Annotated in this window: 20 protein-coding genes and 3 pseudogenes; 7 read left to right on the plus strand and 16 right to left on the minus strand. The window is 68.7% G+C overall.

All coding sequences use genetic code 11. The features are described 5' to 3' along the window. Positions 1–1,028: BTAD domain-containing putative transcriptional regulator (locus tag ACIBBB_RS25835; RefSeq protein WP_398985900.1), on the minus strand; the 1,028-nt coding region annotated here is incomplete at its 3' end. Positions 1,029–1,827: 799 nt separating this feature from the next. After that, a complete protein-coding gene (locus ACIBBB_RS25840) occupies positions 1,828–2,430 on the minus strand; it encodes an NADPH-dependent FMN reductase (RefSeq protein ID WP_398985902.1) in 603 nt (200 codons plus the stop codon). A gap of 190 nt (positions 2,431–2,620) precedes the next feature. Here ACIBBB_RS25840 and ACIBBB_RS25845 point away from each other — a divergent pair, with 190 nt between their 5' ends. Continuing rightward, complete coding sequence (locus ACIBBB_RS25845) at positions 2,621–5,905, plus strand: BTAD domain-containing putative transcriptional regulator (protein ID WP_398985904.1); 3,285 nt, start codon at positions 2,621–2,623, stop codon at positions 5,903–5,905. Positions 5,906–6,016: 111 nt separating this feature from the next. Then, complete coding sequence (locus ACIBBB_RS25850; RefSeq protein ID WP_398985906.1) at positions 6,017–6,859, plus strand: NAD(P)H-binding protein; 843 nt, start codon at positions 6,017–6,019, stop codon at positions 6,857–6,859. Positions 6,860–6,919: 60 nt separating this feature from the next. Here the strand turns inward: ACIBBB_RS25850 and ACIBBB_RS25855 are convergent, their stop codons facing one another. The 3 genes and pseudogenes from ACIBBB_RS25855 to ACIBBB_RS25865 form a co-directional block, all read right to left on the minus strand. Beyond that, positions 6,920–7,768: an alpha/beta fold hydrolase gene (locus ACIBBB_RS25855; RefSeq protein ID WP_398985908.1), complete on the minus strand. Its 849-nt coding sequence runs from the start codon at positions 7,766–7,768 to the stop codon at positions 6,920–6,922. 85 nt (positions 7,769–7,853) lie between these two features. Beyond that, entirely contained in the window at positions 7,854–9,179 is a 1,326-nt protein-coding gene (locus ACIBBB_RS25860; RefSeq protein ID WP_398985910.1) for an FAD-dependent oxidoreductase, read from the minus strand. A gap of 208 nt (positions 9,180–9,387) precedes the next feature. Next, a pseudogene (locus tag ACIBBB_RS25865) lies at positions 9,388–9,498 on the minus strand (oxidoreductase); the annotation flags it as partial. 108 nt (positions 9,499–9,606) lie between these two features. Between ACIBBB_RS25865 and ACIBBB_RS25870 the strand changes: the two are divergent. Further along, a pseudogene (locus tag ACIBBB_RS25870) lies at positions 9,607–9,795 on the plus strand (SDR family NAD(P)-dependent oxidoreductase); the annotation flags it as partial. Positions 9,796–10,275: 480 nt separating this feature from the next. On the opposite strand, the gene ACIBBB_RS25875 reads toward ACIBBB_RS25870, so the two are convergent. The 5 genes from ACIBBB_RS25875 to ACIBBB_RS25895 form a co-directional block, all read right to left on the minus strand. Beyond that, positions 10,276–11,787, minus strand: a complete 1,512-nt coding sequence (locus tag ACIBBB_RS25875; RefSeq protein WP_398985912.1) for an alpha-N-arabinofuranosidase — start codon at positions 11,785–11,787, stop codon at positions 10,276–10,278. Positions 11,788–11,837: 50 nt separating this feature from the next. Then, positions 11,838–12,635, minus strand: a complete 798-nt coding sequence (locus ACIBBB_RS25880) for a carbohydrate ABC transporter permease (protein ID WP_398985945.1) — start codon at positions 12,633–12,635, stop codon at positions 11,838–11,840. Between the two features lie 50 nt (positions 12,636–12,685). After that, positions 12,686–13,642, minus strand: a complete 957-nt coding sequence (locus tag ACIBBB_RS25885; RefSeq protein ID WP_398985914.1) for a carbohydrate ABC transporter permease — start codon at positions 13,640–13,642, stop codon at positions 12,686–12,688. Then, complete coding sequence (locus tag ACIBBB_RS25890) at positions 13,639–14,976, minus strand: extracellular solute-binding protein (RefSeq protein ID WP_398985916.1); 1,338 nt, start codon at positions 14,974–14,976, stop codon at positions 13,639–13,641. The genes ACIBBB_RS25885 and ACIBBB_RS25890 overlap by 4 nt, the downstream gene beginning before the upstream one ends. A 214-nt stretch (positions 14,977–15,190) precedes the next feature. Further along, entirely contained in the window at positions 15,191–15,583 is a 393-nt protein-coding gene (locus ACIBBB_RS25895) for a hypothetical protein (RefSeq protein WP_398985918.1), read from the minus strand. 222 nt (positions 15,584–15,805) lie between these two features. On the opposite strand from ACIBBB_RS25895, the gene ACIBBB_RS25900 reads away from it, so the two are divergent. The 3 genes from ACIBBB_RS25900 (at position 15,806) to ACIBBB_RS25910 (ending at position 18,377) form a co-directional block, all read left to right on the plus strand. Further along, positions 15,806–16,711 (plus strand): AraC family transcriptional regulator, encoded by a 906-nt coding sequence (locus tag ACIBBB_RS25900; RefSeq protein ID WP_398985920.1) that lies wholly within the window; start codon positions 15,806–15,808, stop codon positions 16,709–16,711. Positions 16,712–16,809: 98 nt separating this feature from the next. Continuing rightward, positions 16,810–17,505 carry a hemerythrin domain-containing protein gene (locus tag ACIBBB_RS25905; RefSeq protein ID WP_398985922.1) on the plus strand — a complete coding sequence of 232 codons (696 nt, stop codon included), beginning with the start codon at positions 16,810–16,812 and terminating at the stop codon, positions 17,503–17,505. Between the two features lie 8 nt (positions 17,506–17,513). Next, positions 17,514–18,377, plus strand: coding sequence for an LLM class flavin-dependent oxidoreductase (locus ACIBBB_RS25910; RefSeq protein ID WP_398985924.1), 864 nt, complete (start codon positions 17,514–17,516; stop codon positions 18,375–18,377). A 196-nt stretch (positions 18,378–18,573) separates the two neighbouring features. Here the strand turns inward: ACIBBB_RS25910 and ACIBBB_RS25915 are convergent, their stop codons facing one another. From ACIBBB_RS25915 to ACIBBB_RS25935, 5 genes are all read right to left on the minus strand, one after another. Next, a complete protein-coding gene (locus ACIBBB_RS25915; RefSeq protein ID WP_398985926.1) occupies positions 18,574–19,038 on the minus strand; it encodes a hypothetical protein in 465 nt (154 codons plus the stop codon). Positions 19,039–19,267: 229 nt separating this feature from the next. Next, positions 19,268–19,666, minus strand: a complete 399-nt coding sequence (locus ACIBBB_RS25920; RefSeq protein WP_398985928.1) for a lamin tail domain-containing protein — start codon at positions 19,664–19,666, stop codon at positions 19,268–19,270. A gap of 1,306 nt (positions 19,667–20,972) precedes the next feature. After that, positions 20,973–21,389 carry a YeeE/YedE thiosulfate transporter family protein gene (locus ACIBBB_RS25925; RefSeq protein ID WP_189110262.1) on the minus strand — a complete coding sequence of 139 codons (417 nt, stop codon included), beginning with the start codon at positions 21,387–21,389 and terminating at the stop codon, positions 20,973–20,975. Continuing rightward, positions 21,389–22,018 (minus strand): YeeE/YedE family protein, encoded by a 630-nt coding sequence (locus ACIBBB_RS25930; protein WP_398985930.1) that lies wholly within the window; start codon positions 22,016–22,018, stop codon positions 21,389–21,391. Before ACIBBB_RS25930 ends, ACIBBB_RS25925 begins: the two co-directional genes overlap by 1 nt. Further along, positions 22,015–22,215 carry a hypothetical protein gene (locus tag ACIBBB_RS25935; RefSeq protein WP_398985932.1) on the minus strand — a complete coding sequence of 67 codons (201 nt, stop codon included), beginning with the start codon at positions 22,213–22,215 and terminating at the stop codon, positions 22,015–22,017. The genes ACIBBB_RS25930 and ACIBBB_RS25935 overlap by 4 nt, the downstream gene beginning before the upstream one ends. Before the next feature lie 511 nt (positions 22,216–22,726). Here ACIBBB_RS25935 and ACIBBB_RS25940 point away from each other — a divergent pair. After that, positions 22,727–22,927, plus strand: a complete 201-nt coding sequence (locus ACIBBB_RS25940) for a hypothetical protein (RefSeq protein ID WP_398985934.1) — start codon at positions 22,727–22,729, stop codon at positions 22,925–22,927. 177 nt (positions 22,928–23,104) lie between these two features. Here ACIBBB_RS25940 and ACIBBB_RS25945 read toward each other — a convergent pair. Further along, a pseudogene (locus ACIBBB_RS25945) lies at positions 23,105–23,295 on the minus strand (hypothetical protein); the annotation flags it as partial.

Genomic DNA, 23,295 nt, shown 5'->3' on the forward strand with positions numbered 1-23,295 from the left:
CCCGGAACGGGTGTGGCGACGCTGCTGGCCGCCGCGCCTCCGCCGGGTGACGCGTCGGGGGGGGGGGGGGGGGCCCCCGGCGGGGGGGGGGGGGCCCCGGGGGGGGGGGGGGGCGCCCCCCCCGCCGGGCGGTGCTCGTCGCCGACGCGGGGACTCTGCCGTACCGGCTCGGCGGCCCCCTGCGGCGGGCCGCCGTGCGGCGGTCCCGCGTCGGCGAGTACGAGCCGCTCGCCACCCGCGTCCATCGGGGGGATCAGCGCGGGATCCTGGGCGAGGATGCCCTGCTGGAGGAGCTGGAGGTCGCGGGAGGGCTCCAGACCGTACTCCTCGACCAGCGCCTGCCGCACCCGGTTGAACACGCCGAGGGCCTCGGCCTGCCTGCCGCAGCGGTAGAAGGCGAGCATCAGCTGTCTGCACAGCCGTTCCCGCAGTGGTTCCGCCGCGACCAGCGAGACCAGTTCGCCGAGCACTCCCTGGTGACGGCCGCACCGCAGTTCGGCCTCGAATCGGTCCTCCATGACATCAAGCCGCAACTGTTGGAGGGCGGTCAACTCCGGCCAGGCCACGCCGTGTTCGGCGAGATCCGCCAGGACGGGGCCGCGCCACTCGCCAAGGGCCTCGCGCAGCAGCCTCGCCGCCTTCTCGGTATCACCCGAGGACAGCAGGGCCCGACCTTCGGTGACCCGCCCGTCGAACCGGTTCACGTCGAGCCTGTCGGGGTCGACCCGCAGGATGTATCCGGGTGCCTGGGTGAGCAGTTCGGGACGGTAACCGTCGTCGGGACCGTGGTGGCCGGGCCGTTCGGAGAGTATGGCCCGCAGACCCCATACGGCGTTCTGCACGATCTTCCGGGCGGTCGCCGGCAGTTCCTCCTCCGGCCACAGGGCGGCCAGCATCTCGCTGGTGGCCACCACTCTGTTGGCCCGCAACAGCAGCAACGCGAACGCCGCACGCTGTTTGAAGCCCCCCAGCGGCAACGTCTCGTTCCGGAACGACACCTCTAACGGACCCAGAATCCTGAACTCCACGCTTGTCCCCTCATGGGCGAAGTGTGCCCTGATTCGACGAAGTACGCGGGCCGTACTGCCACGGCCCGATATGCAGCGGTCGGAGTGGGGCGCGACGACCGTCCCGCTCCCCCGGGACGTACAGGACCGCGTACGGCGGATCCTGGCTGATCGCTCCGGACATGTCCGGACCGCTCGGGGCGGTCCGACGCGCTACCGACCCCCGGCATTCTTTACACCGTTGTAAATTCACCGGTAATAACAACGGGGTTCTCAGAAACCCCGCTCCCCCGCGACGCCGGCCCGCACGCCCGGCGCTACACCTCCCGGCCCGACGGCCGGGCCGCCGTCCGATCCATGATCGCTTCGGCCACCTTGTCGAGTTCGCCGCGTAAGCATCGAAGAGAGACGGCAGCCGCCGACAGGGCCCCCTCGACCACCGCCTTGCACTTACGACGGTAGGGGGCCGCACTCAGAATTTGGCAGTGTTAGATTTTTCAGACAGCTTGCAGCGTTCTGCGCGCCGTAGCCCGCACCCTGCGGAGGACCGTGCAGGCCCTCTGTCACTACTTCCCGAACCGGGACGCCCTGGTGCAGGTCCGCCTCGTGCGGCGCGGTGTCGACGGCTTCTTGTACGGCCTCGGCGAGGTCGTCGTATGCCTTGGTGATGAGGGCGGTTACCGCGGCTGGTGGTGGCCGCGGAGGGATACCGCCGTTGGGCCATCGCGGTGTTCAGCACACCGGCACCCGTACGCACATACCGTCTGAACCACTCACTGTCCATGACGCTTGTCCCTCCGCTCTGCATGGGTCACTCTCCTCAGCGAGGCTCCGTCGCGCGTGCGTACGGTTCGGCCGCGCGCGCCTCGCGTAACGCACGGGCCCACCAGGCGAGCCGGTCGAGCATGGCGCGGGCGGCTTCATGACAGCCCTCGGCGTCGAAGGGCCGGCCGGCCGCGTCGAAGCGGTCCTTGTATTCGTGGAAGCTGACGGTCTCCCGGACCGTCACAGCATGGGCCTCGGCGAAGACCTGACGGAGCTGGGCCACGGCGCACAGTCCGCTCGACGCCCCGCCGTAGGAGACGAATCCGACGGGCTTGGCGTGCCACTCCTCGTCGTACCAGTCGATGGCGCTCTTCAGTGACGCGGGGAAGCTCTGCTTGTACTCGGGTGTCACCACGACGAAGGCGTCGGCGGCGGCCAGCCAGGGCGCGAGATCCTGGACGGCCTCGGGCTTACGGGCCGAGAGTTCGGTGGACATCACATCCGGCAGCCAGGCGGTGGCCAGATCGATGAGGTCGATATCGAAGTCGTCGCGCAGCCGTGCCCTCGACGCGAGCCACTCCGCTGCGACGGGCCCGAACCGGCCCAGTCTGACGCTCCCGATGATGATCGCCAGCCGCAGTCGGTCCGTGTCCCCCATCAGAGCCCCATCCCCTTCGCGGTGTCACATCCCTGCCGGAATCACTGTGCGGCATATGCCTTCGGGTTTCCTTCGGATCCGCTTCGGGCCGCATCCGGACGACCTAGTGGCCAGTGTGACCTGGGTCTTGTGGCCAGTGTGACCTGTGGTAATCCTGAGACCTGTGTGGCCACTGAGTTAGGCTTCCCTCATGCGATTCGGGGTGCTGGGACCGCTGGAGGTATGGGCGACCAAGGAGAGGTTGGTACGTGTACCCGAGGTGAAAGTCCGTGCCCTGCTCGCCGATCTGCTCGCCCACCGGGGGCGGGTGGTCCCCGCCGACAGACTCGTCGAGGATCTGTGGGGCGGCTCGACACTTCCCGCCAACTCCCTCGGAGCCCTCCAGGCGAAGGTCTCCCAGTTACGGCGCGCGCTGGAGAAGTCCGAGCCGGGCAGCCGGGAACTGATCGTCCACAAGGCACCCGGATACGCGCTCGAAGCACCGGACCAGTCGGTGGACGCCGACCGTTTCCGGACACTGGCGAAACGCGCCCGCACGATCGAGGACCCGCGGGTGAAGGCCGCCGTGCTGACGGATGCTCTGTCGCTCTGGCGGGGGCCCGCGTTCGCCGACTTCGCGGACGAGCCATTCGTACGGGTAGCGGTCGCCGGTCTTGAGGAGGAGCGCCTCACCGCCGTCGAGGAGCATGCCGAGGCTCGTCTCGAACTCGGCGAGCACAGCACACTGATCGGTGAACTCACCAGCCTGGTGGCCGCTCATCCGCTGCGGGAGCGGCTGCGGGCGGTACAGATGCGGTCCCTCTACCGGGTCGGCCGTTCCTCGGAGGCCCTCGACAGCTACGCGATGCTGCGGCGGCGGCTCGGCGAGGAACTGGGGCTGTCCCCCGGTCCCGCCATCGAAAGTCTCCAACAGGCCATACTCCGCCGGGATCCCGCACTCCAGTACCCCACAGGCGCGTCGAACTCCGTCCCCGGCACCCGGTCCCGGACCAATCTGCCCGCCGGGTTCAACCCGCTGGTGGGGCGGGACGAGGCGCTCGCCGAAGTACAGGAGCTGGTACGGGAGCGTCGGCTGGTCACCCTCACCGGTCCCGGCGGGGTGGGCAAGACCCGGCTCGCCATCGCCACGGCCCGCGAGCTGGACGGCGAATTCCCGGACGGCGTATGGCTCGTGGAACTCGCGGGACTCGGCGGCACCGCACGCCCCGCCGGCCCCGGCCAGCTCGCCGAGCACGCGATGGCGGTGATGGGCATCCGGGAGGACTCCGCCAACGCCGCCTTCCTGGTTGAATCACCCGGCGTCGGCGACCCGGCGGACGGCTCGGTACGGCGGCTGGTCGGGGCGCTCGCCTCCCGCCGGGTCCTGCTGGTCCTGGACAATTGTGAGCATGTGGTGGACGCGGTGGCCGAGTTGGTCACCTCCGTGCTCGAAGCCGCGCCGTGCGTCAAGCTGGTGACGACGAGTCAGGAGAGGCTGCGATTACCGGGCGAGACGATCTGGCCGGTACCGCCGCTCAGTCTCCCGGCGCCGCACAACGACACCGCGGCGCTCCAACGCTCCAGCGCCGTCCAGTTGTTCGCCACACGGGCCAGGGCCGTGGACCCGGGTTTCGTCCTCGACGACATCACCACACCCAAGGTGACGGACATCTGCCGCCGGCTGGACGGGCTGCCCCTGGCTCTGGAACTGGCCGCGACCCGCGTACGGTCCCTCGGCATCGAGGAGTTGCTGGTCCGGCTCGACGACCGTTTCCGGATACTGAACAGCGGATACCGGGGCGCCCCGCAGCGCCAGCGGACGCTCCAGGCGACCATCGACTGGAGCTGGAGCCTGCTCAGCGGGCCGGAGCAGACACTTCTGCGCGGACTCGCCGTACATGCCGAGGGCTGCACGCTGGAGACCGTCGAGGACATGTGCGCGAGCACCGAACCCCGCGGCGACGAGACACTGGACAACCTGGCCCGGCTGGTGGACCGCTCACTGGTGATCAAGGTGGACTGCCCCTCCCTGCCGCGCTACCGGCTGCTGGAGTCCGTCGCCGCCTACGCCCAGCGCAAGACCCATGAGTTGGGCGAGACCGCGGAGTTGGCCCGCCGCCATCTGCACTACTACACCGAACTGGCCGAGCGGGCCCGGCCGCATCTGCACGGCCGTGACCAGCGGCGCTGGCTGCGGCTCCTGGACGCCGAGTCCGCCAATCTGCAGCAGGCCCTGGACGAGGCGCGGCGCACCGGCTCGGCGGAGTGGGCGCTGCGGCTCGTCAACGCCCTTAGCTGGTACTGGTTCCTGCGCGGCAGGCTCGGTGAGGGATGCCGGGCACTGGCGACCGCGCTCGCCACCGAGGGAGAGGCGCCGGCCACCGAGCGGGCCGAGGCGAGGACCTGGCACACCGGGCTCGGCATGCTGCTGGGCGAGAGCGACGCGAACGCCGAGGCCCCGCCGGACGAGGACCTGCACGGGCGAACGGTGGGCCGAGCCAGGGCGGAGTGGTTCCTCGGGTTCGCCGAGTGGAGCCTGGGCGCGCTGACTGCCGGCGAGCGGCGGATGAACGGCGCCCTGGCCGAATTCCGGGCCCTGCGTGATGCCTGGGGTGTGGCGGCGGCGCTGAGCATCCGGGCCGCGCTCGCGATGGCCCGGGGCAATCTGGAGGCGATGCGCGGCAACGCCCTGGAAGCCCGGACCCAGTTCGTCAGCCTGGGTGACGCGTGGGGGCAGCTCAAGGCGACGGAGGTACTGAGCGTCCTCGCGGAGATCAACGCCGACTACGAACTGGCGGCCGGGCTGCACCGGGAAGGGCTGCGTATCGCCGAGTCCCTGGAGCTGTGGTCGGAGGTGTCCCGCAAACTCTCGGGGCTGGGCCGGATCGCCCTGCTGGCGGAGCGGCTGACCGAGGCGGACGAACTCCACGAGCGGGCCCTTCGGCTGGCGGTCGACCAGGGGAACCGCCCGGTGGAGCAATTCGCCGGGCTGGGACTCGCGCTGGCCGCCCGGCGGCAGGGACGGCTCGACACCGCGGAGGAGCATCTGCGGCCATGGCTCGAGTGGAACCGCAGCCGGGGGGCCTTCACCGGACTCACCCTGGTCCTGGCCGAACTGGGCTTCGTCGCCGAGCAGCGGGGCGACGCCCCCGCCGCGCTCTCCCTGCACCAGGACTGTCTGGCCACCGCCCGGGTGACCGGTGATTCACGGGCCGTGGCACTGGCGTTGGAGGGACTCGCCGGAGCGCACTCGCTCGCGGGCCGGCACACGAGGGCGGCGCGGCTGCTGGGGACCGCGGCGCGGACCAGGACGCTGTCGGGCGCGCCGCTGCCACCGGCCGAGCGCGGTGACGTGGAGCGGATCTCCGCGCGGATCCGGACCGGCCTCGGCGAGGACGCCTTCGGGGCCGCGCTGGAGGCGGGAGCGGCGAGGGACCACGAGAGCACGGCGGACGAGGAAGAGAGGTACACACCGGACGTCCGACGCACGTCCTGAGTACGCCCCGAGCACCTGCTGACCGGCGAAGACCCGGCCGTTGTTGCCGGTCGTCGAGCGCTTCGGGCGATCTCCCCCTGCCCTCCCGGTGTTCATGATCTACTCGACGGCATGGAACGCGGTAACGGACACGGTCCTGTCCTGGTCATCGGCGCCACCGGCACGACCGGCCGGCATGTGGTGGCCCATCTCCGGCGGTTGGGCGAGGACGTCAGGGCCGTGGCCCGCGGCACGCCGACCCGGTTCGACTGGTTCGACGAGTCCACCTGGGAAAGCACGGTGTCCGGAGCGCGGGCAGCCTATGTGGTGGACGCGCAGAACGAACACGCCGCCGAACGGATGCGCGCCTTCGCCCCGTTCGCCGTCGAGCGGAGTGTCGAGCGGCTGGTTCTGCTCTCCGCGCGCGGATGGGCCGACTCCGCCGAGCCCGAACTGCTGGCGACGGAGGACGCGTTGCGGGAGTCCGGGGCCGCCTGGACGATTCTGCGGCCGACCTGGTTCATGCAGGGCTTCACGGACGAGACCCTGGGCGCGTCGGTACGGGCCGGGGAGGTGAGCGTGCCGTGCGGCGACGGGCTGGAGCCGTTCATCGACGCCGAGGACATCGCCGAGGTCGCCGCGGCGGTCCTCACCCAGGAGGGACACGAGGGCCGCGACTACGCACTGTCCGGGCCGCGCGCCCTGAGCATGGCTGAGGCCGTGGAGACGATCGCCAGGACAACCGGCCGCGCAGTCCGCTATGTGCCGGTCTCCGAGGAGGAGTACGTGGCGGGCCTCACCGCACGGGGAGTCCCGTCCGGTCAGGCCCGTTTCGTGGCGAAGCTGTTCGGCTGGATACGGGACGGCGAGGAGGCTCATCTGTCCGACGGGGTGCAGCGGGTGCTCGGCCGACCCCCTCGCGACTTCACCGCGTTCGTCGAGGCTGCCGCGGCGGCCGGAGCATGGAACGACTAGGGCCTGTCCGGCAGATCTTCGCGGGACAGGCCCTGAGGCCGCCCGCGCCGTACGAACCGCCTACGACGTTCGGACGCGGCCCGCCCGGTGGAGGATCTCCGCGGCGATCGTCTCCGGGGCCTGCTGGGGCTGCCAGTGCGAGACCCCTTGGAGACGGACGAAGCGGTACTCTCCCGTCACATGCTGCGCGGTCCGCTCCGCGGCGAAGACGCTGACCGACGGGTCGTGTTCGCTCCAGATCTGGGTGGCCGGCACGGCGACGGGCCCCAGCCGGATTCTGTCGTCCCGCAGCGTCCCCGCCCGGTACCACTTGAGCGCGGCCCCCAGTGTGCCGGGACCGGTGTGGGTGCGCATGTACCGCTGGATCTGCTCCTCGCTCAGCACACCCTCGCCACCCTGCCGGTACCACGCCTCAAGCCCGGCCGCCCCATTCGCGAGAAAGGAGTCGGCCGCGTCCTCGGCGCTGAGCGTCTCGATGTACCCCGAGTTGTCCCGCTGCTCGGTGTCCACCCGCAGCGCGTACTGGTAGGCGTCCGGATGCGGGAACGCCGCCGCCGTCAGGCTCCGTACCCGCGCCGGGAAGCGTGCCGCCAGGTACCAGCCGACGACCGCACCCCAGTCGTGTCCCGCGACATGCGCCGAGGCGATGCCGAGGGCTTCCAGGATGCCCAGGGCGTCGCCCGCCAACTCCGGGAGCGCGTACGCCGCCACCGGTTCCGGCCGGGCACCGGGTGAGTAGCCGCGCTGGTCGGGGGCGACGGTACGCAGCCCGGCCCGGTGCAGGATCGGCGCGATCTCGCTCCAGGACTGCCGGCTGTGCGGGAACCCGTGGAGCAGGAGTACGGGGTCACCGTCCTCGGGTCCCGCCACGTCGACATCGAAGACCAGCTCGTTCAAGGAGATCTGCATCAGGGCTGCCTGTCCGTGTGTGGGGGGGGCGGATCGTTCCCGCGCGGGTCGGTGCGGGGCGGCCGGTCCCGGGGGCCGGCCGGGGTCAGTCGGCGTTCAGTGCGTTACGCACCTTCGGGGAGCGCAGGGCCTCGGGCGGATCGACGAGACCGACGACGCGCGCGAAGGCCGCCGCGATCTCACCGTCCCGCTGCGCCGCTTCCACAACGCGGCCGACGTATCGCTGGTCGGCGAGGATCTCCGGCGTTCTGACCCCCTCGACCCCGGGAAAGCCCAGATCGTTGCTGAGCGCCTGCCGCCATGCCTCGTCCACCGCGCCGCGCGCGAGATCGCGGAAGTAGGCGGCGGGATCGGGCGGGCCGTCGCCCGTCACGTGGGCGCGCAGGACGAGGGAGCCGAGGGCCGCGACGGTCATGCCCTGTCCGTAGGTCGGGTTGAAACTGCACACCGAGTCCCCCATCGCGAGCAGCCCGGCCGGGAAGCGGTCCACCCGCTCGTAACGGCGGCGCAGACTGGCCGGGAAGCGGTAGGACACCGGGGCGTCGAGCGGCTCCCGGTCTGCGATCAGCGCCTGGTAAATCTCCGGCGAGGAGAGCGACTTGAGGAAGTCGAGAAAGCCCTCCGGATCGGTGGGCGGTACGTCGCCGAGTATCCCGTACGCGGTGACGATCTGCCGCTCGCCGTCGATACGCGCGCATATCGCGCCGCGCGGGTTGTCGGGTGTGGCGACGATGTCGACGGAGATGTCCCCCGGCGACGGCTCGGGACCCGCCCGGTATTGACAGGTGGTGTAGGTGAGACCTACCTGGGTCCGGTCCTCCGGGACGGCCGGCCATCCGTGGTCCTCGAGCCAGCGCGGGACCTGCGAGCCGCGTCCCATGGTGTCGACCACGAGGTCGGTGTCGATGACCGACCGGCGGCCCGGCTCCTGGCGCTCGGCCGTCCGTACGCCCGTCACATGGCCCGCGGCGGGCGAGAATCTGACCCCCACGACCTCTGTGCGGTCCAGAAAACGGACGTTCACCAGCGCACGTACCCGGCGCCGGATGTGCGCCTCCAGCGTGGAGCGGGCGACGGATACCACGAGGAGCCGGGAGTCGCCCTTGCTCATCGGGACGCCGTCCATGATCCAGCGGATGTCCCCGGCCACATCGCCCGTGACGGCGCCGGCAGCCTTCAACTCGGCGGTGATACCGGGGAAGTACTCCTCGAAGATCTGCTGGCCCCGGGCCAGAATCCCGTGCACATGCCGCCCCTGCGGCACTCCGCGCCGGTTCCCCATGAGGTCCGTCAGTTCGTCCCGGTCCACCACGACGACTTCGTCGTACGCCTCCGACAGTGCCCGCGCCGCGAGCAGACCCGCGATGCTCCCACCCAGCACCACGGCCCGTCGCCACTTCTTACCCGTCATGGCGGGGCGCCTCCTCAATCTCTGTCACCGCTCGTATCCGCCACTGCAGGACGCTCTGTCCCTGATCCACCAGGACTCAGGGACGGTAACTCCGCGCGGCAACCGGTCGCCCACTGCCCGGTAATCCTGCTGCGGATGCTCCGTCGACGACCCGCCCGCGTGGTTTCAGGGCCACCGGGGGTCAGGTGCGGAGCAGGTCGGTCGAGACTGCCCAGAGGCGGGTCGCTTCGACGGCGAATAGAGAATTCGCCGTCTTCGACCGGGCGTAGGCGATCTGCGGGTCGTAGCCGCGCCGCTCGAAGTGGAGGTCGTCGAAGTCGAAGCGCGTGACGGTGGTCCTGTCCGGCCGGCGTACAGCCGGATCCCGCTGTCGGCCGGGAAGCGACCCCTACGACGACGACCTTTCCCGGAATCCCAGGCCAGAGAGGTGCTGCGATGCGTCGACCTCACCGGCGTCCGCGCGATCGTGACGGGAGGTTCCTCCGGCATCGGGATCGAGACGGCTCGTGTGTTGACCTCTGCCGGGGCGGAGGTGACGCTCGCTGTCCGGAACACGACGGCGGGTGACGCCGTCGCCGAGACGATCGAGATGTCGACCGGGAAGATCCGGCCCCGGTCGTCCGGCTCGACCTCACCGGAATTCGCCCAGTTGACGGAGTCTTCCCCGTATCTCCTCGGCGTCCGGGTGGTCGACCTTTTCGAGGATCGCCCAGCGCCTGTTGCCGGCTTGTGCGGGCCGCGTCCGGCTTGCCGACGGCCAGGTGGACGTCACCAGGGTTCCCGAGGGTGTGCCTATCTACCCACAACATCCGTGCCCTGTGGACATCCAAAGATGAGGGTTCGGCGCGCTGCTCGAACCGGCAGCTGACCGTCCGCAGGACGTCGTCGGCTGGGCCGAGCTCATGGACCGACTCGGCTACGACATCGTCACGTTGTCCGACCCCCCGTATTGGCCCGAGCGTCTGGTCACGGTCGTGCTCCTTCTGGAACCGGCGCGCGGAGCCGCCGTCGTCGGTGAAGACGACGGTGCCGTTGCCGAACGCGGGAATGGTGTCCGCTCCCACTTTGAACGTTTCCAGGCAGGCCAACGGGCCTGTCAGGCCAGGCTGATGACGTTCCACGACATCGGTTCCAGCGTGGCACGGAGCGTGCCGTCGGACAGTGTCGTCCCTCTTCCTTCATGCGGTACGACGCGCTCGGGATCGGCCAGGGTGTTACTGGCCTCTGGGTCCGCGTCGGCCAGCACGCTGTGTCCGACGACCCGGCCGACCGCCACCCCCCGCAGACCGGCCTCAAGCCGCAGCGTCTTCTCGAGGCTCCGGTTGACGGCGAAGACCGTCACCGTGCCGGTCTCTTCGTCCACCGTCGCCGTGGCGTGGAGCAGGGGCACCGCGCCGTAGCGTGCTGTCTCGTGCGTCGGGCCGGTGACATTGACCTGGAGCACCCGTCCGCGCCCGTACCGGGACGCCTGCGCGAAGGGAAAGAACGTGGTCTGCTTCCAGGCCGGGCCACCCGGCTCCGTCATGATCGGGGCGATCACATTGACCAGTTGGGCGAGGCAGGCGATTCTCACCCGGTCGGCGTGCCGCAGCAGCGCGATGAGCAGCGAGCCGAAGACGACGGCGTCGGTGACCGTGTAGTTGTCCTCCAGCAGCCTGGGCGCCTCGGCCCAGTCGGGGGACGGCTGCTCGTGGTGGCGGGTCTGGTACCAGACGTTCCATTCGTCGAAGGAGAGACTGATCCGCTTCTTCGACCTGAGCCGGGCGCCGATGTGGTCGCAGGTGGCCACGACGCTCTCGATGAACGACTCCATGTCGACGGCGGACGCGAGGAACGAGTCGCGGTCGCCGTCGTGCTCCTGGTAATAGGCGTGCAGCGAGATGTGGTCGACGAGGTCGTACGTCTGCGTCAGGACGGTGGCCTCCCACTCGGCAAAGGTGGGCATGGACCGGCCGGAGCTGCCGCAGGCGACGAGTTCGACACCAGGCTCGATCTGCCGCATCGCGCGTGCGGTCTCGGCGGCCAGCCGCCCGTACTCCTCGGCCGTCTTGTGGCCGGTCTGCCAGGGGCCGTCCAGCTCGTTGCCCAGGCACCACAGCCGGATGCCGTACGGGTCCTTGGCGCCGTGCGCGACGCGGCGGTCGGACAGCGCGGTGCCGCCGGGGTGATTGGCGTACTCCTGCAGTTCGAGGGCTTCCGCGACTCCGCGCGTCCCCAGATTGAGCGCCATCATCGGTTCGCCGCCGGCCTTCGTGACGAAGTCGATGAACTCGCCGAGGCCGAAGCGGTTGGTCTCGGTCGACCGCCAGGCGAGATCGAGGCGGCGTGGCCGGTCCTCCACCGGGCCGACACCGTCCTCCCACTTGTAGCCGGAGACGAAGTTGCCGCCGGGGTAGCGGATGGCGGTGACCCCCAGTTCGCGGACGAGGCCGAGGACATCCTGCCGCAACCCGGCCTCATCGGCGGCAGGATGTCCCGGTTCGAAGATCCCTGTGTAGACACAGCGGCCGAGGTGCTCGACGAACGAGCCGAACAGGCGTGGATCCACATTCCCGACGCTGAAGGCAGGGTCGAGGGTGAAGCGGGCGGGGGCGTCGTTGCCGGTCATGCGTACCTTTCGGGAGAGGAGGCTCCGGCGGGGAGACTCGGCAAGCGGGCTCACTGGCCGGCGAGGCCCGTGTGGGCGACACCGCGCACAATCTGCCGCTGGAACAGGGCGAAGACGACGAGCAGCGGCAGTCCTCCGAGGATGACCGAGGCCATCATCTGGGCGTAGCGGACGCCGTAGCTGGACTGCACGTTGACGAGTCCGACGGGGAGTGTCATGCCGTTGGGGTCGGTGGTGACGAGGAACGGCCAGAGGAAGTTGTTCCAGGTCTGGATGAAGGTGAAGATCGCGACGGCGGCAAGAACAGGGCGGGAGAGCGGCATGACGATCTGCCAGAACACCCGCCAGCGGCCCGCGCCGTCCACATAGGCCGCCTCCTCCAGTTCGCGCGGCACCCCCTCGAAGAACTTGACCAGAATGAAGACCATGGCGGGCACGGCGATCTGAGGCAGGATCACGCCCCAGTAGGTGTCGACCAGACCGAGCGAGACCATCTCGGCGAAAAGGGGGGCCATCAGCACCTGCGGCGGCACCATGATCCCGGCGAGGACGAGCCCGTACAGCAGCCTGCGGCCACGGAACTCGGTACGGGAGAAGCCGTAAGCGGCCATGGCGCACAGCAGCACGGTCAGCACGGTGGTCATCACCGAGATATAGGCCGTATTGAACAGCCAGCGGCCCAGGTCGCCCGATTCCCACACCCTTTCGTACGCGTCGAAGGTGATCTCCGAGCCGATCCAACTGAGCGGCGTCCGCGCCGTCTCGGCCTCCGGCTTGAGCGAGGTGGCCAGCGCCCAGGCGAGTGGCAGCACCCACAGCAGGACGAGCGCGAGTGCGCAGACGAGCATGGTGATCCGGCCGGGCGTCCAGCGCGGGCGACGGCTTTCCGAGACGGTACTCACTTCGCGGCCTCCTCACGGGAGCGGCGGGTGAGCCGCAGCTGGATCAGCGAGACGGTCACGATCAGGGCGAAGAAGATGTACGAGACAGCTGACGCGTAGCCGATCCGATAGTTGGTGAAGCCGGCCTGGTAGACGTACTGGAGGATCGGGCGTGTGGAGTCGTCGGGGCCGCCGCCGGTCATGATGTAGATCTGGTCGAAGATCTTCAGCGAGGCGAGCAGTTGGAGCACGACCACCACACCGGTGGTGCGGCGCAGCAGGGGCAGGGTGATGTGCCACAGGCGGTGTCGTGCTCCGGCGCCGTCGATCTCGGCGGCCTCGTAGAGGTGCTGGGGAATGGACTGGAGCGCGGCGAGATAGAGCAGGAAGTTGAAGCCGACGGTCCACCAGATGGTGGTGATGACGATGGAGATCATCGCGTAACGGGTGTCGGTGAGCCAGCCGATACCGGGGTCGATGCCGACAGCGGTGAGCAGTTGGTCGGCGAATCCGAAGTCGGATGGGTAGATGACCCACAGCCACATCAGGCAGACGACGCCGGACGGCAGCACGAAGGGCGCGAACCAGCTGAGCCGCCACAGCCAGCTGACCACCCGCAGATGGTGGGCGAGGAGGGCGAGCACCAGGCCGATGACAACCAGGGGCACGGTACTGAGAAGGGTGAACCAGACGGTGTTCCACAGCGAGGACCAGACAGCGGGGTCCCCCAGCGCCTCGGCATAGTTGTCGAAGCCGATGAAGTCGGAGCGGGTGCCGGCGATGTCGTCGTTGCCGAGGCTCATTTTGACGCCCCACAGCAGCGGCCAGACCAGGAAGAACGCGTAGACGATCAGGAACGGCAGGATGAAGATCAGTCCGTGCTCGGTCCAGCGGCGCCGGACAGTTCTCACCCCGGCAGGCCGGGCGGCTGCAAGCGTCGTTGCGGCGTCGGCGGCGGGAGCGGTCGTGGTCATACGGCGGCTCCGAAGGGGGGCGGGGTGTTGATCAGTCTCCGGAGCCGTTTCCTGGTTTCGGCGAGTGCGTTCTCGGGCGTTCGTGACCCGGTGAGCACCCCGGAGAAGACAGCCCCGAGTTCGAGCTCCAGCGCGGAGGCGGAGCCGGAGAACCAGGCTTCGGGGTCGAGGGCGACCTCGTCGATGACGGACCGGTACGCGGACTGCGGCTGGAGCGCCAGATAACCGGGCTCCTCAAGGGCGGGCAGATAGGCGGGTACGTGTCCGCCCTTGGCCCAGTCGACGCTGTGTCTGAGCATCCAGGCGACGAAGGCATGGGCTGCCGCGTTGCTCGCTCCGCCACGGCCGCTCTGGTGCGGCAGTACAAAGGTGTGGGAATCGGCAAAGACGCTGGCGCGGCCGAAGAGATTGGGTATCCGGCTCATGGAGAAGGGGAGCCCGGTGGTCTTGAATGTGCTGACCTCCCACTCGCCGTTGATGAGGAAACCGGTCCTGCCGGCGCTGAATACACCGATCCCGCCGTTGTAGTTGACTCGGCGCACCGCCAGGCCATCGGCCGTCAACGCCCGCATGTAGGTGAGGACTTCGAGCGCCTTGGTGTCGTCGATGGTGATCCGGTCGGCGTCGGGAGACAGGACCGTCCCGCCGGTCTGCGAGTAGAAGGTCGCGAACAGCCGCCAGGGCCCGATGGTGTCGCTGCCGAGTGTCTCGGTGACCAGACCCGGCTGCCCGGTGACCTTCTTGGCGGCACGCAGGGCATCGGTGAATTCCTTCACCCCCTGGATGGGTTTGAGCTTTCCGTCGCTGCCGAGGAGTCCGGCCTTCTCGCAGATTTCGGTGTTGTGGTAGAGCACCATTGGGTGGGTGTCGAGCGGGACGGCGTACTGCCTGCCGTCGACCGTGCCACGCCGCCAGAGATCCTCGGGGAAGTCCTCGGCCGAGATGCCGTGGTCGGCGAGCATGCCGAGGTCGAACGGGTCGAGCAGCCGTCGGGGCGCGAAGCCGGGCAGCCGGGCCAAGTGCAGTACGGCCACCTCGGGCGCGCGCCCGCCGGCGCCCGCCATGCCAAGCTTGGTGTAGTACGGCGGGCCCCACTGGAGAGTGGACGCTTCAAGTTCGATCCCGGGGTGGGACGTGTGGTAGGCGTCCAGCATCGCCTGCATGTTGACGCCGTCGCCACCGCCGAAGAGGTGCCAGTACCGCAGCCGGGTGCCTCCGGCTCCGGCCCCCGTGGGAGCGGCACAGCCGGAGGCTCCGACACCCAGGCTCCCTGTCACGGCAAGGGCGCCGAGTCCGGTGAGGACGCTTCTGCGGCCCGGTGAGGTCTGTTGCATCGAGGCCCATCCCTGTGTCTTCACGGTTCCGGGACATCGAGCGGCATGCGTCTTCCCTGCGCATGGCGTTCGATATTTCGAATAGCGCTCGTAACTTCGAACGGGAACATAGGGTTGAGCATCGTAGCCGTCAACGCTTCGCGCAGAGTTGGGATCAACCGGCCCACGGTGGCCGGCGCGGCTTCACCAGATCACCTCCTTTGGGGGCGAGCCGTCATGCCCCGTACATCGCACAACCGTTCATCAGAAGTCGCAGCAGGTGCTGGTGGGGTTCGGGCCCTCGCGGCGTTGGGATTGCCCTCGGAGCAGTAGCCGTCGTCGACCAGCGCCTGCTTGGGATGCGGCCGGTGTTCCGGGCCGACTGGTCGAGCGCGGTGGTGTGGTTCAGCGCGTACGAGGGGTTGGTCGCCACGCCGTCGGCGGTGATGACGTGGTGCTTGGCGTCCACGACGGCCTGAGCGTTGTATGTCTGGATGTTGGCGCCGTCGCTGTTCTTCATGATCCGCGAGTCGGGGTCGGCCCGGTCGTCGAGCCGGCCGGAGAGGGAGTCGGCACTGCCTCGATCGAGGGAGTGAGTGGGCGCCCGATCCCGCGGCTCTCGAGCCACGTGCAGCCGGGGCCCTCCGGGAGGGGGCACGCGTTGCGCGGGGCCTCACATCCGGAGCCGTAGCGCGAGCCACTGAGGCACGCCGAACGCCTGTTTCGCGGCACCCGCGCGGTGGTGCAGGGGCTTCTTCCGGATGCTCCTCTGCTGCCGCAAGCCGCAAGTCCGTATTGCAGTAGGCTTAAAAATTACCCTGCCATAAGAAGCCGGTTTCGGAGGAATCGAATGCTCGTGGACTCCTTGACGATCGATTCCGTGCCGCAGGACGAGGTAACGGTGTCGACATACCGATCCGCCGATCTCGGGCCTGTCCACATCGGCGAGGTGGCGTTCCAGGACGAGCTGCGGCTCGAGTGTGAGGACATCGGCACCGGATTTTATGTGCAACTGCCGATTCTGGGACGGTTCGAATCGCGGCATCGCGGTGTGCACACGCAGGTCAGCCGCACATCATCGGCGGTGTACCAGCCTGGTGCCGGGTCGTTCTTCGGCCGCTGGCCGGCGGGTTACCGAGCGTTGTGTATCCGCATCGACGCGCCGACGCTGGAGACCGCTCTGGCCAGACTCATCGGCGACCGCGTGTCGAGCCGAGCCAGCTTCAGCCCGGTCATGGACACCGCCGATGGCTATGGTCGTGGCTGGGCCGACCTGCTCTTTTCGGTTAACCGACAGCTCGCGAGCGCTCCGGACAATCTGCTGGCACAGCCGCTGGTCGCGGGCCCGCTGGCGGAGAGCGTGGTCAACGGCTTCCTGCTTGCGGCGACCCACTCGCACACGGAGGCGCTCGCCGCGCCGGTAGCGGCGGCGCGGCCGACAGCGGTCCGCACCGCCATCGACGTCATCGAGGCGGACGCAGGGACCCCGCTGACGATGTCGGTTCTCGCCGAGCGCTGCGGCGTCAGCGCACGCACCCTGCAGAAGGCGTTCCGGCAGCACCTGGGCATGTCGCCGATGGAGTACCTGCGCGATGTCCGCCTGCGCCGGGCGCACGAAGAACTCCGCAGCGCCGATCCGTATGTCGACTCGGTGGCCTCGATCGCCCGTAGTTGGGGCTTCGCGCATCCGGGCCGATTCGCCGCCGCGCACGAGGAGAAATTTGGAATAAAGCCGCTGCGTACGCTTCGTGGATAATCGAATTCGCATTCCGGACTTTTCTTTTGCGCGGCGCGGTACGGCCCGTAGAGTTACGATCGAAGAACTCGTGCAGGAAAGACTCAGGAAAGCGACCCATGACCAACAAAGCCATGGCAGACGTCCGTGACATGTATATGGCGCACACCATGTTCCGGCGTGAGATCGGACTCGCTCCGATTCTGATTCGTGAGGTGCCGGGCGGCGACGTCGAGCGCGCCGCGATCGTGGCCGACCACTTCCAGGTCGTCGACAACAGCCTCCACCACCACCACGTCGCCGAGGACAAACACCTGTGGCCACGGCTGGCCGAGCGGGCGGGGGCAGAAGCCGACTCGGTGGTTCGGGTGATGGAGGAGCAGCACGGGGCCATCGACGCGCTGCTGGACGAGGTCCGTGCTGGACTGGCACGGTGGCGGGGCACCGCGGATGCCGCACAAGGCGAGGCCGTCGCCGCCGCCGTGACCCGCCTGAACGAGCACCTCGTCGAACACCTTGCCGTCGAGGAGGACCTCGCGCTTCCCCTGATCGAGAACCACATCACTGCGGCCGAGTGGGGCCAGATGATCGCCGACAGCGCCGGGGACGTCGCGCCGGAGCAGATTCCGCTGATCTTCGGGATGATGGCGTATGAGGCCGATCCCGAAACAGTGCGGGACATCATCGCCCAGATGCCGCCCGAGATCAGCGGCGTGATCGGGGACCTGGCTTCGGAGTCCTATGCGGCACACGCGCGACGGGTGTACGGCACCGCCGCTCCGGCTCGGATCGGCGCTCGCGGGGCGGTGGCGTGATGAAAGGGGTGCGGTTCGGCGCGCTGCTGGAACCGACAGCTGACCGCCCGCAGGACGTCGTCGGCTGGGCCGAGCTCATGGACCAACTCGGCTACGACGTCGTCACGTTGTCCGACCACCCGTACTGGCCCGAGCGTCTGGACACGGTCGCGCTGCTGTCGGCCATGGTGGCCAGGACGCGGCGGATCACGGTAATGCCGAATCTGTTCAATCTGCCGCTTCGGCCGCCCGCCATGATCGCCCGTACTGCCGCCACCCTGGACATCCTCAGCGGCGGTCGGTTCGAGCTGGGGCTCGGTACCGGAGCGCAGCAGATGTGGGAGTCCATCGTGGCGGAGGGTGGCCCCCCGCGCACCGCCGGGCAGTCCATCGAGGCGCTGGAGGAGGCAACCCACATCATCCGTGCCCTGTGGACATCCAAAGGGGATGTCGAATTCCAGGGCACGCACTACAGGCTCGGCGGCGCTCGGCCCGGCCCCGTACCAGTGCACCAGATCGGTATCTGGTTCGGCGCTTACCAGCCTCGCATGCTCCGTGTCGTAGGTGCCATCGGCGACGGATGGATCCCCAGTTCGCCCTTCCTTCCCCCCGAGGCGTTGCCCGACGCCAACAAAATCATCGATGAGGCTGCGGAGGCCGCCGGCCGGTCACCGCAGAGCATCCGTCGCGGCTACAACATCGAGGGCGAGTTCGGTGTCGGCCCAGGCTTCCTGCAGGGGGTCCCCGCTGTCTGGGCCCAGCAGTTGGCCGAGCTTGTACTGGCCGGACAGACCGACACGTTCTTCCTGTACCGGGTCCAGTCGCCCGACTTCCTTCGCCGCTTCGCCGCCGAAGTCGCGCCTGCCGTCCGCGAACTCGTCTCGAGCGGCTGACCTGGAGCAGTCCGTACAGCAAGCCCGTGAGTCCCGCGGCGAGACCGGCGAGGACGCCACCGTGCACGACATGCCGACCCGCAAGAAGACCGCCGCGAAGATGGCCCCGGCCAAGAAGGCAGCGAAGAAGGCCACGGGCCGCAAGCCCCGTTCGGCGTAACGGCCACCCGGCCGCCGCGTGCAAGCCGTTTCCGGTTCAGTCCACTCGAAGGACCTCGCTGCGAAGCGCGCGCAGCAGGGCCGGGGCATCGTGGTCGGCGGCGTCGGTGAACGCGTGGATCGCGTGGATCGCGTGGATCGCGTGGATCGCGCCCAGGATTGACCCACCGATCCGCTTGGCGGTGGCGGGGTCGTCGCCGGCAAGAGCGGCCTGATGGTGCAGGGCGTCGGTCAGGAGGAAGACCATGCGGGCCATCGGATCACTGTTGATCTCCGCGACCAGTCGGCCTGTTTCGTCGCGGTCCATGGTGGCGTCGATACCGAACGCGGCGATCAGGATGCGGTGGAGTGTGTGCTGTCCGTACGCGGCCAGCAGGGCCGGCAGCGGGCGCTCGCCCGCACCGCCCACCAGGACCGCCAGGGTGTCGTTGTTGTTTCCGACGACGCCCTCCAGCGCGGCCGGGGCCCGCAGGTGCTCATCGTCAGTCAGCTCGGTGTCCATGGCGCCCCAAGGTAAGCCAACGTCCGCAACGCGCGGCGGCGTTCGCCTCGAAACCACCCGCATCGGGGGTGCAGCGAATCGGCGGGGCTGGTCCAAGCGCCGGCACAGTCCTGCGGTGGCCAGGTTCCGCAGATGCTTCCCCGTGCGGGTGGAGGAGGCTGTCCGCTGGGCGGAAAGGGCCGGTGGCCGCAGTCCCCTCTGGAGGGGGGGCTGCGGCCACCGGTGTGGGTCAGCGGCGGGGGCACCAGGATTCGGTGTCGATGGTGCGGCCGCGGTCGTTGCGGAGGGTGGCGGTGTCGCGGGTGTTGGACCAGATGTAGCGGCGGCTGTCCTGGTAGACGTCCGCGCGGGTGTCGCGGCCTTCTCCGGTGTGGACGCGGACGGTGGAGCGGCCCGGGAGCCGCAGGTCGAAGCGGTAGCGGCTGCCCTCACGGTCGGTCAGGGTCCAGCCCTTGAGGTTCACGGCCTGGCGGCTGGTGTTTTTGACGTCGACCCATTCCGCGTTGAGGCTGCGGTTACTGCCGTTGTCGAAGCCCGGGCTGTCGTACTGAATACTGCCCAGGACCACCGCGGAACGGGCCGGAGCCCTCCGGTCCTCGGCCGAGGCCGGCAGCACCGCGACACTCACCAGCGCACCGGTAAACACAACACCGGCAATGCGGTAGATGCGCCGCGCACCGACCCGCCCGGCTCCCGCGATCCGCAGAATTCCGCCACCCGGGGCCACCCCGCACCCACCCCCTCACGCCACCACGCGACGCGCCCGAACTTACGTAACAGGCAGAGCGGAAGCCGATGCGGGCCCGCAGAAGACGTATCGCCGACGCCCCTGCCAGTACGCGGCCGACTGGGGTCGCCACCAAACTCCGCCAGGACCTCACGCCGACACCGCCGAACTCAACGCCCTGCGCGACGTTGCAGCCGACTATGGACGAGCCGGCCGCGTAGCCGAACGCCAACGCCCGCCCCTGAGAAATGTCATCCGCGTCACGTCAGCCCAAGGTCGGTTTCCAGGCCGACGGTTAACGTGCTGTGCAGATGACGGGCTACGCAGGGCAAACACGGAGAAGGTGCCCGACGAGTCCCCGTTCAGCGTGACTGTCCATGCTCAGGGCATCACGGTGCGGGTGAACTCGACCAGTGCCTCCGGGGTGTCAGGCAGGAACGGCGACCCGACACCTGCGGCCCAGCTCGGCGGCGATCATGCGGATGGACGCCTTCTCCCGCAGCCGGTCGGCGATGTGGATTCGTTCCCGCTCGCCGAGGTATCGGCCGGAGGAAACAGGGACGGCCGCCCGTTGCGAACGAACGGGCGGCTCGACTCTGCCGCTGTTGAGCAGGCGACCGTGCGCCACCCACGAGCAGACCGCACGTGGACACCTACACGCTTGGACACCTCTGCACTGCTGTATCCCTGCTGCACAAGCCGGAAGTATTCCTCCCGCCCAGCGTGCAGCCTTTTGCGCCCCTGGGGCCTGGGGCCTCCGGTCCTTCCGAGCTTCGAACTCCATCGCATCCCCTGAGCTGGGGTGTTGCGACGACCACTAGAACGGCAGTGAGTGACCTGGGATTCTCTTTGTCCACCTCTGATCGGTGGCGGCCCTCTGTGTGAGGGCATCGAAGTTTCGGTGAACTTCGAGATCAGCGCCCGCGTGCTCTGTTCGGGGTTGAAGGGGTGGACGTGTCGTCGACAACGATGACCACGCGCTGGCGTGCCGACCGGAACTGCCCAGTTCGGTCATGTCCGGGCGGCTAAGGGCTGTCCCGTAATCCCCGGCGGGCGCACGACGACAGCTACGGCACCTCGCCGTGTTGTCGGATCGCCCGAATACGCCCGGTACGAGGACGACCCTCCGCCTTGCGATGTACCGCATCTGACGCCGCGCGCTGATCCACCGGGGATTACGGGACAGCCCTCAGGCTCCGGCCCGGTCTCACAGTTCGCACGAGCCGCTGTCGATGTGAAGGTAACGGCCCCTGACCCAGCGGCACAGCCGGACGCCGACAACGATGCCGACGATCGTGACCAGTGCGGGCAGGTAACCGCTGGCTACCTGGATGATCGGGATCGCCGGGCAGCCACCGGAGATCGCCCAGCCCGTTCCGAACAGTACTGCGCCGGGGATCACTCCGGCGTGTATGCGCCCTGGGGTGCGACGGACCTTGAGCAGAGCGAACACGCAGACGATGATCACGACTGCTCCGCCGAACGACAGGAGCATCCGCAGGTCCTGGAAAGTGAACATGCGGCTCAGCTCGATGTAGTCACCGAAGCCGATGCTGGTGACGGTGAAGCCGAGCGCCAACCCGGTGACGATGTTGGCCAGCAGGATTCCGCCCCGGGTACGCATCAGATCACCTTCCACAGGAGGAAGGACACGGCGACGGCGGTACCGAAGAACGTCGCCGTCGCCACGATGCTGACCGGGTCGCGCCGGCCACAGCCGTTGAGCCCGTGGCCGGAGCTGCAACCACCGGCCAGTCGGGTACCGAAGCCGACCAGCACGCCTCCCGTGAACAGCAGGACGATCATGCCGACCGGGCTGGCCGTGACCAGGTCCCGGAAGCCCGGCCCCATGTCGAGGCGGAGTTCGAACCGTCCGGAGGCGAGGGAGGCGATCAGACCACCGAGGAAAATCGATATCAGCAGGGCAGCCTGAGTGACCAACGGGGCCGGGCGCTGACGCGTGACCGCCGGGTCCGCAGCCGCCGACGGTTCCACATGTGACTGATGCCGTGGGGCTGGTTCGACCGGGAGGGCGGCGAAATGGTCAGCGCTGGCCTTGACGAGTGCCGCGGTGAGAGCGCGTTCGTCGGCGAACTCCTCCTCCGTCTGTTCGCGTTCGCGTTCGCGCCGCCAGTGCAGCACACGGTCCCACGCGCCCGAGACGCCGAAGGACCGATCGGTGGCGAGGGTGTAACCGATGGTCAGAGCGGCAAGCCCAATGGCCCCCGCCCACCAGGGCCAGTAGGCACTCATGCGGAGCCTTTCATCCACTTGACGAGCCGGCTCCAGCCGCCCTCGGAGCCGTGCTCCTGTGAGCCGGGCCGGCCGACGGGGTCGGGCGACTGTGGAACGGAGGTGGTCGGGGTGGACGGATCGGAGGGGGACGCGGCGGTATCCGTGAAGTCGATGTAGCGTGCCGTTTTTCCGTTGGGCAGCAGGGCAATCGGCACGCGCTCAGCGGTGAGCGACACCCTGTAGCGCGCACAGTCGCGCCACTCGTGTTCGCTGTCGCAGTAGGAGTCCCGCCAGCCCTGCAGACTCGACCTGAGGTGGGGGAAAAGGGGGCATATGGTCGCGTGTAAGCAACTCACGCTTTCTCCTTTCCGACGTGAACCGCCCGCACGCGGGGCAGTTGTCGTCGGTTCTAGCTGTTCGTGCCTGTTGCACAGTCACCGAGCTTGTGAAGCCAAGCACTGGTGAACCGGCACAGGCAATGGGCACACGGGATCATGGAAGAGACTCGTGTTCGACGGTTGGGGGGCAGGATTCTGATGGGGGCACGCAGCACGGACACGCGGCTGTGGTCGGGGGTGCGCTTCACCCTAGCGGCGGATGAAGCAATGCTCAGGGCTTGTGGATCAGCTCATCTGGAGGACACGCGAAAGGCCTACCTTCCCGAGTGAGTGACCGTCAAGTCACCGAGTGGGCCTGCGCTGCGAACGTGGGTCGGAAGGCCCGCTCGTGGTCAGCGTAGTCAACGAAGACGGCACCACCGAGGCCGGTTTCCTGGTCGACGAGATCGTCCGCCAGGGTGCTCGGCGGATGCTGACCGCCGCACTGGAGGCAGAGGCGGAACACTTCACAGCCGAGCTCGCCTGCCAGCGTGATGAAGCCGGTCGCCGACCGGTGGTCCGCAACTGTCGGTACCGGCCGCGGCCGTGACCACGTCTGCTGGGCGGTCAAGGCGGGCCACGGCGTGTGAACGACAAGCGGGTTGACGAGACGACGGATGAACGTCGGCGGTCTCCTCGAAGATCAGCGAGCTGCTGCCGCTGATCTATCTTCGGCCGGTCGTCGGAAGACCTGTGCCCGGCTCTTACCGCCCACCAGATCGCATAGTTAGCGAGCAAGGTCACGATCTACTGCTTGAGCGGCTTGTCGCCGGTAGTGGCGGCGTCGCCGGACGGACCAGCCAAGCTGGTGGACAGGGTCAAAGACGCGTTGGATGACGAGCGTGATGAACAGTCGTTGGATCTCGTTGCAGGTGAGCGGTATCAGCCCGTCGGGTGAGGGATGACGGTCGTGTTCGT

This window comes from Streptomyces sp. NPDC051217 (assembly GCF_044455465.1).
Taxonomy (GTDB): Bacteria; Actinomycetota; Actinomycetes; order Streptomycetales; family Streptomycetaceae; genus Streptomyces.